The sequence below is a fragment of the Pollutimonas nitritireducens genome (genome assembly GCF_002849615.1).
Lineage (GTDB): Bacteria > Pseudomonadota > Gammaproteobacteria > Burkholderiales > Burkholderiaceae_B > Pollutimonas > Pollutimonas nitritireducens.
The window spans coordinates 234101-246051 of sequence record NZ_PDNV01000003.1; the positions used below are offsets into that span (position 1 = coordinate 234101).

The window sequence follows — 11951 nt, forward strand, 5'->3', positions numbered from 1 at the left end:
GATATGCATCAAGGTCAAATTAGAGCTGGGCAGGTTGACGTTTCCACACCACACTAAATAGATAGATAGATAACAATACGATCCTGGCGATCTGATGCCCCGTGATTTCTTCCAAGCGGCTTCTTCCAAGCGGCTTCTTCCAAGCGGCTTCTTCCAAGCGGCTTCTTCCAAGGGGTTCAGCGGCCATGCGGGCGGTCATTTTCCCGATGGGGACCGGCCTTGCTTGCCTCATCTTCTGCGACAGCCGGACTTTCGCAAGAGACGTCATCATCGTTCAGTATTGACTCGCCACGTGACTGCGTATCGTCAAACTGCCCCGAGAAGATTGCCCACCAGAAAAACACGCCTATCACAATGACAAACACCAGTGATATGGGCAACAACAAAAACAGCGACGACGCCACGCGCTAGCTCCGGGCGACCGCGGGCAGCCAATCGCCGTATGGTACGCGTAATTGGGCCCGGTACAGGCGCCAGGAGTTCGCTGCCACTGCCAACGAAGACAACAGCATGGATATTGCGGCCAGCCAGGGCGCGACAAAGCCCAATGCGGCAAGAGGCGCCATAAGAAGGTGCCAAGCTACCGAGGCATAAAGGTTTTGTCGCGAGACACGGCCTGTGGCCTGTACCAGTCGCACAATATCGAGATCGGAGACTGGCACACGGGCTGACAGGCTGGCGTGGGCAGCGGCGACGGCCGTGGGTACGGCCATGGCCATGGCACAGGGACAACTCATCACCAGCAGGGACACCATCACCGCCAGGGCATGTTCAGGCGCATAGACATACCACGCGGCCCCCACTATGAACGCCAGGGCCAGTTGAATGACAACAAACCAGAATGCCAGCTGATTGGCCCGTCGCGTGACGGCGAGCCGGAATTGCTCGATGACGAGGTGGGCCTTGCCCACGCCCACCGCCTGGCGCGCACAGAGCTCCAGATAGCGAGCCGTCAATAAAAATGCCACGAACATGGTGACTGAGTCGAAATAGACTTCGCCTTCGTTCGACCACGTGGCATACGCGCTAGGGAAGAATGCCGCGACAATGCCCAGCGCTACCGGAACATCCATGCTGACACCTCCCTGCATGAGGCGGCTCAAAGCTCCGCCCCAAACCGGCCAAGCACAATAAAGCACCACGGGAACGGTGAGTACCAGGCTGATCCAGTTCATAATGAATATGGCTTGATCGAGCAGCGCCAGGTTATCCGGTGCCATGCTGTCGCTACGCAGGTAGCCTGGAAATGCAAACATCATGACTTGCATCATGCCCAGCCACGCCAGCCCCATGCGAGCCAGCATGTGGCGCCGCTTCTGGCGATCAGAGTCGGACAAGCCCTGGGGCGTGGAAAAAATCGAGAAGGCGCGCATGGGAATGAACTATACCAACCGAGGGATTTTCCGTATTGATATAGATCAATTTTAATAAGCAAGCAGTACAAACGACGCGAGGGGGCGCAATATAGCCCCCTGCCCGTCTATGCCACGCGCGGCAGTCAGGCGACTTTCAGGCCTTGACTACTGTGGCTGTCAAACTGAGCCTCTTCGGTGGAACCCGTCAGAGCCGTTGTCGACGATTGTCCACCTTCGATCGCTTGAGTCACGGCGTCGAAGTAGCCTGTGCCGACTTCACGCTGGTGCTTGACGGCAGTAAAGCCCAGTTCCGCGGCAGCAAATTCCTTCTGCTGCAGTTCCACGAAAGCGCTCATCTGCCGACGCGCATAGCCATGCGCCAGTTCGAACATTCCATAATTCAGGGCATGGAAGCCCGCAAGTGTGATGAACTGGAACTTGTAGCCCATCGCGCCCAGTTCACGCTGGAACTTCGCGACCGTGGCGTCGTCCAGGTTCTTTTTCCAGTTAAAGGACGGCGAGCAATTGTAGGCCAGCATCTTGCCCGGAAACTGGCGGTGAATGGCTTCCGCAAACTGGCGCGCATATTCCAGATTGGGCGTGGACGTTTCGCACCACAGCAAGTCGGCATATGGCGCATAGGCCAAGCCGCGGGAGATGCCCTGCTCGATGCCAGGTCGTGTACGGAAGAATCCCTCGACCGTACGTTCGCCGGTGATGAAGGCCCTGTCGTTTTCATCGACATCGCTGGTGACGAGGTCGGCCGCATCGGCATCGGTGCGTGCCAACAATAAAGTGGGCACGTTCAGCACATCCGCCGCCAGGCGTGCCGAAACCAGTTTGGCCACGGCTTCCCGTGTGGGAACGAGCACTTTGCCGCCCATATGACCACATTTTTTGACAGAGGCAAGCTGGTCTTCGAAGTGTACGCCCGCCGCCCCGGCCTCGATCATGGCCTTCATCAACTCGAAAGCGTTCAGCACACCGCCAAATCCAGCTTCGGCATCAGCAACGATTGGAGCGAAGTAATCCAGGTAGTCTTCGTCGTCGGGATTCTTGCCCTCCATCCATTGGATCTGGTCGCAACGTGTAAGCGCATTATTGATGCGCTTGACCACCAACGGCACCGAATTGGCCGGATACAAAGATTGATCGGGGTACATCTCGCCAGCGCCGTTTGCATCGCCAGCGACCTGCCAGCCGGAAAGATAGATGGCCTTAAGTCCTGCCTTGACCTGCTGCATCGCCTGGTTGCCGGTAAGGGCCCCCAACGAGTTCACGAACGGTTCCGAATGCAGCAGGCCCCATAGTTTTTCGGCGCCGCGCCTTGCCAACGTATGCTCCACCACCACGGAACCACGCAGTCGTATAACCTCTTCCGCGTTATAGCCGCGCTTGATGCCTTGCCAGCGTGCATCTTCGGCCCAGTTCTTTTGCAGATTACGAACTTCGCTTTCTCTTGTGGTCATGATGTTTTCCTTGTGAAGTGAGACAAACTGAATGAGAAACCATTAAGAAAAGTCTACGCGTTTGCTGCGGGGCAAGGAACCCGTAACTCTTATATAAGACAAAAAATATAACGTTTTATTTTCAATCACTTATGATTTTGTTTCCATATTATGGAACGAATTTTCCTCTCATGGAAAGTATTTTCGTGCAATGCAGCACACGGTTTTCATATGACGGGAGGCGTTTTTCACATTGTGGAACTGTGCGTGGGGGGAAGGTACAATAGCCTATCGACTTTTCCATTCCTTTTGCCATGACTGCTTTTGTTCTACCCAACGCGCCGCTCGGCCAGAATGTGTCCTACCCCGATTCATACGATGCCGCCCTGCTCTTCCCGATCGATCGCAGCCTTAACCGCGAAAAGCTCGGCATTCCCCACGTCTGGCACGGCGACGACATCTGGAATGCCTACGAAATATCGTGGCTCAACAGCAAAGGCAAGCCCATCGTAGGCATGGCCCGCTTCAGCTTCCCGGCCGCGAGCCCCAGACTCATTGAATCCAAATCCTTCAAGCTATACCTTAACTCGTTCAATGAAGAACGTTTTGCCTACGCGACACTGGTCCAGCAACGCATGGCCGCGGATTTGAGCAATGCAGCCGGTGCACCGGTAACCGTTGAGATCGACACTGACATCAGGCAGCAAACATTTTTATGTGAACCTATGGACGGCATCTGCATTGATGACGCCGATATCGAAATCACCGCTACTCAGCCAACGCCCGAGCTGTTACGCTGCGTCGCCGGGGCCGGGGTAGTGACTGAAACCTTGGTGTCGGATTTATTGAAATCAAACTGCCCCGTCACCGGACAACCGGATTGGGGTAGCGTCCAGATAGGCTATACCGGAAAACGGATAGACCGTGACGCGTTGCTGGAATATATCGTTTCGCTGCGCCAGCACAACGAATTTCACGAACATTGCGTCGAGCAGCTGTATTGCGACATCTGGGCCAGTTGCCGGCCCGAGTCCCTGCTGGTCTACGCCCGCTATACACGGCGCGGCGGCCTGGACATCAACCCATGGCGCAGCAGCCGACCTGCCAGCGTCAGCCAGACCCGCACACCACGGCAGTAAGTGTTGAAGTTCAGGCGCTAACCGGTCGAAGCGCCGTGCTGGTAGCGGTTCTTGCCACCCACAGAGCCAATGCCGCCGCAACGCCAAAGCCGATGGCGGCACCAAACCAGGGTCCTTGCACAAAGCCGGCATCCAGCATCAGGCCAAAGCCGACCGGTGCAAGTGACGAGCCCACGTCCATGCCTGAATAGACCAGGCCATATACGGCGCCGGTGGCACCTTTAGGGGTCACACGCCGGATCAACATGTCGCGGGATGGGGCTGACACGCCTGAGCAGAAGCCGGCCATTGCAACGAGTGCAATGGCATATGAAGGTGGAATCGCCCCGTAGGCGAGCACGAGCAGGAGCACGCCTGCCAATACCAGTGACACCGCCACCGTGCGCTCGGTGTTGGGCGTGGCGCCTGCCAGGAAGCCTCCCGCCAGCATGCCAAGCGCAGCCGCAACCATATACGCCGACAAGGTGGTGCCTGCAACAATTTTATCGATGTCGTATACCTCGCTGAGCATCGGTATGGTGAAGTTCTGGACCGCCGACAACGCCATTGAGGTGAAGGCAAAGAACAGGAAAGCGCCCCACAATGCCGGCTGCCCAAGCAGGGTAGTCAATGTCTGCATGGCAGTCCGGTCGGATAAATCCGCTACGGCCGCGTTCGAGGCGACCGCCACATTGGCCACGGCTTCATCGTTGGGCAAGGCCTGCCCGCTGTTTGCCAGCAGCCCACGTCCCAGCCACGTGAGGAAAAGAACCACTGCCACCAGGGAAGCCGCGGAGAATGCCGCTACCCGCCAATTCGCCAGATAGATGATGGTGGCCATGAACACCGGCGTAAGCGCCCAGCCAAGATTGCCTGTGAGACCATGCGTACTGAACGCGTGGCCCAGCCGCCGGGGGCTGACCTTGTGATTCAGGATGGAAAAATCGACCGGATGAAAAACAGAATTTCCAATCCCCCCGATAACGGCCGCAAGCAACAGCATCGGATACCCCGTAGAGATGCCGATAAGGATGCCGGATACGACGAAACATGTCAGCCCGAACCGCAAAACCGGCGCCGGTCCGATACGATCGACGACAAAACCCGATGAGGCCTGCCCAAAACATGACACGAGAAAAAAGGCGGATGCCAGCATGCCGAGCTTGACGAAATCGTAGCCGTATTCGTGGGCCAACGACAGGTACAGCGTAGGCAGCACAAGCTGGAAGAAATGCGAGCTGGAATGAACGGCGCCCACCAGACTGATAATGAGCCAGTCCTGGCGCTTCCGGGAGGATGTATCGGGTGCCTGATCTAACGTCGCGGAATCCATGCCCAAAACCTTCTTGAATGAAACGATACAGGTCGCAGCGTATGCTGCCGCTACTGCCGCTACTGCCGCGGGACAGGCTAGAGCGTCTCGCCGCCCCTGTCACGGATCTGAGGCCACGCCCGTCGCAGGTAATAACACATGGACCACACAGTAAGTACCGCTGCCACCACGATAAGGATCTGCCCTACCAACTGAACGGACACGCCCTGGAAGGGTTGCCAATAGAGAAGACAAGGAATGGCGATCATCTGGGCCGCTGTCTTGAACTTGCCGAGCCGATGCACAGCCACGCTGCCACTGGCGCCTATCTTTGCCATCCACTCGCGCAAAGCCGATATGGTGATTTCACGGCCTATGATCACAAAAGCAATAAAAGAGTCGACGCGGTTCAGATCCAGCAAAATCAGTAGCGCGGCACAGACCATGAGCTTGTCGGCGACCGGATCGAGAAAGGCGCCAAACGACGACGTTTGATTCCAGCGTCGCGCCAGCCAGCCATCGAACCAATCGGTCAGGGCGGCTATGACAAATGCGGCTGCACCGACCATATCGCGCACCGGAGCGGATATCCAGTCGGTCGGGATATAGAAAAGCCCCACGATAAGCGGGATCATGGCGATGCGCAGCCAAGTCAGGGCGATGGGTAAATTGAATGGCATAAGTTGAATACTACCTTATCGCAGCGCATGATAGATACGTTCCGCCAAATCGGCGGAAATTCCATCCACTGAACGCAGATCGTCGACGCTCGCGTCAACGACCCCCGAAAATCCTCCGAATCGGGCCAGCAGCTTCTGGCGCCGCCGGGCTCCCACGCCCTCGATTTCCTCAAGGCGCGACACGTTGCGGGCCTTGGCGCGTTGCGCGCGCATGCCGGTGATGGCAAACCGATGTGCTTCGTCGCGGATTTGCGCCACCAGCATCAAGGCCGCGGACTCGATGCCCAAGGCGACAGATTCTCGGCCATCCACGAAGACCAGGGTTTCAAGCCCGACCTTGCGCCCCTCACCCTTGGAGACGCCGACAATGCTGCGGGTGTCCAGACCAAGCTCCACAAAGACCTGCCTGGCGACCTCGACCTGACCCTTGCCGCCGTCTATCAATACGATATCGGGCATCTCCGCCAGGCCGTCGGCCACCCGGCTGAACCGCCGGGTCAAGACCTGTCGCATGGCGGCATAGTCATCCCCCGGTATGATTCCCGCGATGTTGTAACGGCGATACAGGGACGGCTGCATATCATGATGTCGGTACACGACACAGGACGCCTGGGTTGCTTCGCCGGAAGTATGGCTTATGTCAAAACACTCGACATGCAGCGCGTCCAGCGCAGCCTCGTCGGTGTCGAGCTCGAGCACGGTTGCCAGGGCCTGAGTTCTGGCAGCGCGTGCACTGGACTCTGTCAGCAGACGTGCCAGGGCCATACCGGCATTCTTCAAAGCCTGCTCCAGCCACGTTTTGCGCACGCCTTGAGGCTTGACGATGACACGCGCCTTGACGCCCGTGCGCTCGGCGACCAAAGCAATGAGATCGGGATCGGGCAAGGGATGCGAACACACCAGGACGGCAGGCATACCGCTCTCGGCATAGTGTTGGCTGACGAAAGCGGCGAGCACGTCACCAGGGCTGTCATCGTTGGTATGGGTGGGGAAAAATGGTTTGTCGCCCAGATGGCGCCCGCCACGTATCATCGCCAGGTTTACGCATACGCGACCACCCGCTGAAGCCAATGCGATGACATCGACATCGTCATTGCCGACCTGCTCCATCGATTGCTGCTGAAGGACTTTAGCCAACGAGCCCATCTGGTCGCGCAGTATGGCGGCCTTCTCGAAATCGAGCATATCGGATGCCTGACGCATACGGGCATCGATTTCCTGCATGACTTCCTTGGCGTGGCCATCAAGAAACCGGACCGCGCGCTCGACATCGGCCTGGTAGTCGTCCTCACCGATCAGGTTTACGCAAGGCGCCGAGCATCGGCCGATCTGGTACAACAGGCAAGGCCGGGACCGATTGGCATAAACACTGTCTTCACAGGTACGAAGGCGAAATACGCGCTGCAAAATCTGTATGGTTTCGCGCACAGCCCACGCATTGGGATATGGCCCGAAAAACCGCCCTTTCCCACTTGTACTGCCACGATAATAGGCAATGCGTGGCGCCATGTGGGCGCTGAGCATCAAATAGGGGTATGACTTGTCGTCCCGGAAAATAATGTTATAGCGCGGCTTCAGGCGCTTGATGAGATTGCTTTCCAACAGCAACGCTTCGGCTTCGGACCGCGTGACCGTGACCTCCAGCCGCGCTACCCGCGCCACCATATGGGCAATACGAGGGCTGTCCGGTGTCTTCTGGAAGTAGGAGTTCACACGCTTTTTGAGGTCGCGGGCCTTCCCGACATACAGCACTTCTCCTTGTGCATCGATATGCCGATATACGCCAGGCAAATGCGGCAGGTCAGCCAGAAATGATTTGAGATTGAAGTCGTCGGGCATATTGGTAACGTTCATCGGCTTGCAGTGCGTCCCAGTCGCAGGCTTGCTTTTTCGGCATCAGACGTCGTATCCGCTGGATGGACTCGGCGCTGTGCGCAGTCTGCAATCGCGCAAGCAGGTCATCGGCCAAATCGGGGCGGTTACAAACCAGGACCATGTCGCACCCCGCATTCAGGGCGGCCTCGGCCCGCGCCAGGATATCGCCCGCTACCGTCGCGCCCTCCATGGTCAGATCATCGGAAAACACGACGCCATCGTAGCCAAGATCCTGCCGCAGAACCTTCTGGATCCAGTGCGGAGAAAACCCCGCCGGATGAGGGTCCACCTTGGGGTAGATGACATGGGCCGGCATCACCGAAGGCAAGACCATGTCGCCCAGCCAGCCGTAGGGCGCAGCGTCCTCTTGCATGATCTCCTCGAAGCTGCGCTGGTCCATCGGAATTTCATGATGTGAATCGGCCTCGACCGCGCCATGGCCTGGAAAATGCTTGCCGCAAGCGGCCATATCGGCAAGCATCAGGCCTTGTATCAAGGAGCGCGCCAGCATGGCCACCACACGCGGATCTCGATGAAAGGAACGGTTTCCTATGACCTTGCTGACCCCGTAATCAAGATCGAGCACCGGGGTAAAGCTGAGGTCGACACCACAGGCGCGGAGCTCGGCGCCCAGCACGTAGCCAGTTTCGGACGCCAGTCGCATGGCTGCCAGCGAATCCTCGAACCATAATTCGCCGAATACGCTCATGGCCGGAATTTCGGTAAAACCATCGCTGCGAAACCGCTGCACCCTGCCCCCCTCGTGATCCACGGCAATCAACAATGGTTCGTCGCGTTCGGCATGAATCGCCCGGCACAACTCTGACAGTTGGCCGCGATTGTCGAAGTTGCGTGCGAACAGGATCACACCTCCGACCAGAGGATTTTGCAAGCGTTCACGTTCGTGGTCAGTCAGCGTCGTGCCTTCGACATCAACCATTACCGGTCCTGGCGGGAGGCTCACACGCATGTGCTGGGCTGTCATTCTATTGATCCGTTATTCGTTCGATTGGATTGGATGGATGATTCGCGGCAGTCTCAATCATGACGAACGCCAGAACCGAATCGCTTTCATCCGTTATTGAAACATGGGCAGGGCCAAACCGCTGGTGATACCAGCTGGCGAGGGGTTCGGACAGCTGCACACGGGGCTTGCCGCTGATATCGTTGAGTGTCTGCATGCGCGACCAGGCCATCGGACTGTGCATGCCCAGGCCTATTGCCTTGGAAAAAGCTTCCTTGGCGGCGAACCGCGTAGCCAGGTATCGTATCCCGCGTTTGGGATCCCGCTGGTGACGCTGATGAAATTTTTGGATTTCTTCGGGCCCGAGGATGCGGCCGACAAACTTGGCGCCGTGGCGTGCGAATACCCGCTCGATGCGGTCGACCTTCAACAGGTCGACCCCAATCCCCGCGATCTTGCCTGGTGCTGCCTGAACAATCATTTAACCATCCGGATAGCTCGACGCCGGTGCGGCGTGATAAGACCCTAGATGATACCTTGCCCATTGCGCAAGCGTCGCCCAAAGCTTCAGCGCCCTTACTGTCGGGACCGCTTGTCCACCACGCGCTTGGCCTTGCCAGTCAGCGTGCGTTCCACCAGGCCGGAAGTCTGCACTGTGATGCGTGCCGAAACGCCGATATAAGTCTTGACGGCATGCCGCAGCTTCGCGGCCAGCACATCGCGGTCCGCTACGCTTAGATGGTCGAATTCCGGCCGCACTTCGGTAAGGATTTCAAGCTCGTCCAGATTGCCGCTGCGCGTGAGCACTAATTGATATTGAGCGGCAAGTTCAGGAATACGAAGTACGACTTCCTCTACCTGTGTCGGGAAAAGGTTTACTCCGCGCACAATCAGCATGTCGTCGCTGCGCCCGGTGATCTTGCCGATACGGCGCATGCTGCGGGAAGTGGGCGGCAGCAAGGAAGTGAGGTCGCGGGTGCGGTAACGGATCACCGGCATGGCTTCTTTGGTCAGCGATGTAAATACCAGTTCGCCCGCTTCCCCATCCGCAACAGGCTCACCGGTATCCGGATTGATGATTTCCGGATAGAAATGATCTTCCCATACGACTGGGCCGTCTTTGGATTCGACGCATTCCATGGCCACTCCTGGGCCCATGACTTCGGACAGTCCATAGATATCCAATGCATCGATGCCCGAGCGGCGTTCGATGTCGGCACGCATCTGTCCCGTCCACGGCTCCGCGCCGAAAATGCCTATCCGCAAGGAGCTGTCGCGCGGGTCGATTCCTTCGCGCTCCATCTGTTCGAGGATATTGCAGAAATAGGAGGGAGTCACCATGATGATGGCGGGCTTGAAATCCTGGATCAGCTGGACCTGTTTCTCGGTTTGGCCGCCCGACATCGGCACCACGGAGCAACCCAGCTTCTCGGCACCGTAATGGGCGCCCAGGCCTCCGGTGAACAGACCATAGCCATAGGCAATATGTGCAATATCGCCGGGACGACCGCCGGCGGCCCAGATTGAACGCGCTACCAGATCGGCCCAGGTGGCAATATCGTTTGCCGTATATCCTACGACGGTGGGCTTGCCTGTGGTCCCGCTGGATGCATGTATGCGTACCACTTGCTCACGCGGTACTGCGAACATTCCGAACGGATAGTTATCGCGCAAGTCTTGCTTGGTGGTAAACGGAAACCGTGAAATATCCGAAAGCTGCTTCAAGTCGTCAGGATGCACGCCCGCCGCATCGAACGATTTCTTGTAATGAGGAACTTTTTCATAGGCGTGCTTGAGCGACCACTTCATGCGCTCGAGCTGCAAGGCCAGCAATTGATCCCGGCTGGCGTGCTCAATGGCATCGCGTCCCGCATTCGACGTTTTCAACTCGGACATTTTCCACTCCGTCTATGTTTTCGATATGTATTGCGTTAGTCGCCTACAACCTGGCCTTTCACCCGGTATGAACGGCCTCGAAAAATCGCAATGCGCCTGCCGTCCTGATTCGTTACATGGACGTCGTAGATACCAGTGCGCCCGGCCAGCGAATATTCCAGTGCTTCGGCGGTCAAAATATCGCCCTCGTACCCGGGCGCGAGGTAATCGATGGAACACCCTGACGCAACTGTCACCATGTTGCGGGAATTGCAGGCGAAAGCGAAGGTACTGTCGGCAAGAGCGAAAATGAAACCGCCGTGGCATGTCTTATGGCCGTTCAACATATCGGCACGTACCATCATGGACATGCTGGCCTGCCCGGGTGCCACCGATACGACGCGTGCACCGAGCGCCCGCGACGCCGCATCGTTGTCATACATAACTTTCGCGGTCAATTCGGCCAGCGTCTGGGGATCATCGGGCAGTTCAAGTGAGTCCGCCGACGAAGAAATGGGCACAATATTCATTACTTTCCTTTGAATTCCGGTTGGCGTTTACCCAGGAAGGCCGACACCCCTTCCGCATAATCAACGCTGGCGCCCAGCTCGCGCATCAGGTCGCGCTCCAGGTCCAACTGCTGATCCAGCGTATTGGCCAGGCTGTGATTCAAGGCTCGCTTGGTATATGCCAGTCCCTTGGTGGGCGCCCTCGCAAAATGCCGAGCCAGCTCGTCCAGGCGGGCGTCGAATTGATCATCCGGAACACACTGCCAGATCAGTCCCCACTGCGCCGCTTGCTCGGCGCTGAGCTTGTCTCCCAACATCGACAGACCCATGGCCCGTGCATGCCCCACCAACCTTGGCAATGCATACGTACCGCCGGTGTCAGGCAACAGGCCCAGGCGACAAAACGGCTGAATGAAGCTGGCTGATTGCTTTGCAATGACAATATCGCCCGCCAACGCCAGGTTGGCCCCGGCGCCGGCGGCCACACCGTTGACGCCCACCACTACCGGCATGGGAAGCGCCCGCAAGCGGCGAACCAGGGGCGCGTAATGCTTTTCAATTGTGGCCCCCAGGTCGATAGGCCCTGAGCCCGCGCTCATTTCACGTTCGGAAAGATCCTGCCCGGCGCAAAAGCCGCGACCACTGCCGGTCAGGACCAGCACGCGCGCCCCCCGGGTTTCGGTTTTGATCAATGCGTCGGCCAATTCAGCATGCATGGCCGCAGTAAAGCTGTTGAGCTTTTCCGGTCGGTTCAGCGTGATACGTGCTATGGCGTCTTCGTCTTTAAGTTCGATATTTTCGTAGCTCATTGTGTC

General features: G+C 57.7%; 11 protein-coding genes and 1 pseudogene. 1 reads left to right on the plus strand and 11 read right to left on the minus strand.

Translation table 11 applies throughout. The features are described 5' to 3' along the window. Nucleotides 1-263 precede the first annotated feature (263 nt). From ccoS to aceA, 3 genes and pseudogenes are all read right to left on the minus strand, one after another. A pseudogene (gene ccoS / locus CR155_RS21335) lies at nt 264-404 on the minus strand (cbb3-type cytochrome oxidase assembly protein CcoS); the annotation flags it as partial. A gap of 3 nt (nt 405-407) precedes the next feature. Further along, nucleotides 408-1373: a P-type ATPase actuator domain-containing protein gene (locus tag CR155_RS05550; RefSeq protein WP_102068996.1), complete on the minus strand. Its 966-nt coding sequence runs from the start codon at nt 1371-1373 to the stop codon at nt 408-410. A gap of 125 nt (nt 1374-1498) precedes the next feature. Next, complete coding sequence (aceA, locus tag CR155_RS05555) at nt 1499-2824, minus strand: isocitrate lyase (protein ID WP_102068997.1); 1326 nt, start codon at nt 2822-2824, stop codon at nt 1499-1501. A 293-nt stretch (nt 2825-3117) separates the two neighbouring features. On the opposite strand from aceA, the gene queF reads away from it, so the two are divergent. Further along, nucleotides 3118-3942: an NADPH-dependent 7-cyano-7-deazaguanine reductase QueF gene (gene queF / locus CR155_RS05560; RefSeq protein WP_102068998.1), complete on the plus strand. Its 825-nt coding sequence runs from the start codon at nt 3118-3120 to the stop codon at nt 3940-3942. Between the two features lie 10 nt (nt 3943-3952). On the opposite strand, the gene CR155_RS05565 is transcribed toward queF, so the two are convergent. From CR155_RS05565 to paaG, 8 genes are all read right to left on the minus strand, one after another. After that, nucleotides 3953-5254: an MFS transporter gene (locus CR155_RS05565; RefSeq protein ID WP_102068999.1), complete on the minus strand. Its 1302-nt coding sequence runs from the start codon at nt 5252-5254 to the stop codon at nt 3953-3955. A 77-nt stretch (nt 5255-5331) separates the two neighbouring features. Beyond that, complete coding sequence (pgsA, locus tag CR155_RS05570) at nt 5332-5913, minus strand: CDP-diacylglycerol--glycerol-3-phosphate 3-phosphatidyltransferase (protein ID WP_102069000.1); 582 nt, start codon at nt 5911-5913, stop codon at nt 5332-5334. Nucleotides 5914-5928: 15 nt separating this feature from the next. After that, a complete protein-coding gene (uvrC, locus tag CR155_RS05575; RefSeq protein ID WP_102069001.1) occupies nt 5929-7752 on the minus strand; it encodes an excinuclease ABC subunit UvrC in 1824 nt (607 codons plus the stop codon). Further along, nucleotides 7715-8773 carry a beta-N-acetylhexosaminidase gene (nagZ, locus tag CR155_RS05580; RefSeq protein ID WP_102069002.1) on the minus strand — a complete coding sequence of 353 codons (1059 nt, stop codon included), beginning with the start codon at nt 8771-8773 and terminating at the stop codon, nt 7715-7717. The genes uvrC and nagZ overlap by 38 nt, the downstream gene beginning before the upstream one ends. A 1-nt stretch (nt 8774) precedes the next feature. Further along, a complete protein-coding gene (gene acpS / locus CR155_RS05585; RefSeq protein WP_102069003.1) occupies nt 8775-9233 on the minus strand; it encodes a holo-ACP synthase in 459 nt (152 codons plus the stop codon). Between the two features lie 95 nt (nt 9234-9328). Next, nucleotides 9329-10648 (minus strand): phenylacetate--CoA ligase PaaK, encoded by a 1320-nt coding sequence (paaK, locus tag CR155_RS05590; protein ID WP_102069004.1) that lies wholly within the window; start codon nt 10646-10648, stop codon nt 9329-9331. Nucleotides 10649-10683: 35 nt separating this feature from the next. Next, nucleotides 10684-11157, minus strand: coding sequence for a hydroxyphenylacetyl-CoA thioesterase PaaI (paaI, locus tag CR155_RS05595; RefSeq protein ID WP_102069005.1), 474 nt, complete (start codon nt 11155-11157; stop codon nt 10684-10686). Beyond that, nucleotides 11157-11945, minus strand: a complete 789-nt coding sequence (gene paaG, locus CR155_RS05600; RefSeq protein WP_102069006.1) for a 2-(1,2-epoxy-1,2-dihydrophenyl)acetyl-CoA isomerase PaaG — start codon at nt 11943-11945, stop codon at nt 11157-11159. The genes paaI and paaG overlap by 1 nt, the downstream gene beginning before the upstream one ends. Nucleotides 11946-11951 lie beyond the last annotated feature (6 nt).

Coding starts and splice junctions, on each gene's coding strand:
- CR155_RS05550 (WP_102068996.1), bottom strand. CDS start 1,373: ATGCGCGCCTTCTCGATTTTTTCCACGCCCCAGGGCTTGTCCGACTCT.
- aceA (WP_102068997.1), bottom strand. CDS start 2,824: ATGACCACAAGAGAAAGCGAAGTTCGTAATCTGCAAAAGAACTGGGCC.
- queF (WP_102068998.1), top strand. CDS start 3,118: ATGACTGCTTTTGTTCTACCCAACGCGCCGCTCGGCCAGAATGTGTCC.
- CR155_RS05565 (WP_102068999.1), bottom strand. CDS start 5,254: ATGGATTCCGCGACGTTAGATCAGGCACCCGATACATCCTCCCGGAAG.
- pgsA (WP_102069000.1), bottom strand. CDS start 5,913: ATGCCATTCAATTTACCCATCGCCCTGACTTGGCTGCGCATCGCCATG.
- uvrC (WP_102069001.1), bottom strand. CDS start 7,752: ATGCCCGACGACTTCAATCTCAAATCATTTCTGGCTGACCTGCCGCAT.
- nagZ (WP_102069002.1), bottom strand. CDS start 8,773: ATGACAGCCCAGCACATGCGTGTGAGCCTCCCGCCAGGACCGGTAATG.
- acpS (WP_102069003.1), bottom strand. CDS start 9,233: ATGATTGTTCAGGCAGCACCAGGCAAGATCGCGGGGATTGGGGTCGAC.
- paaK (WP_102069004.1), bottom strand. CDS start 10,648: ATGTCCGAGTTGAAAACGTCGAATGCGGGACGCGATGCCATTGAGCAC.
- paaI (WP_102069005.1), bottom strand. CDS start 11,157: ATGAATATTGTGCCCATTTCTTCGTCGGCGGACTCACTTGAACTGCCC.
- paaG (WP_102069006.1), bottom strand. CDS start 11,945: ATGAGCTACGAAAATATCGAACTTAAAGACGAAGACGCCATAGCACGT.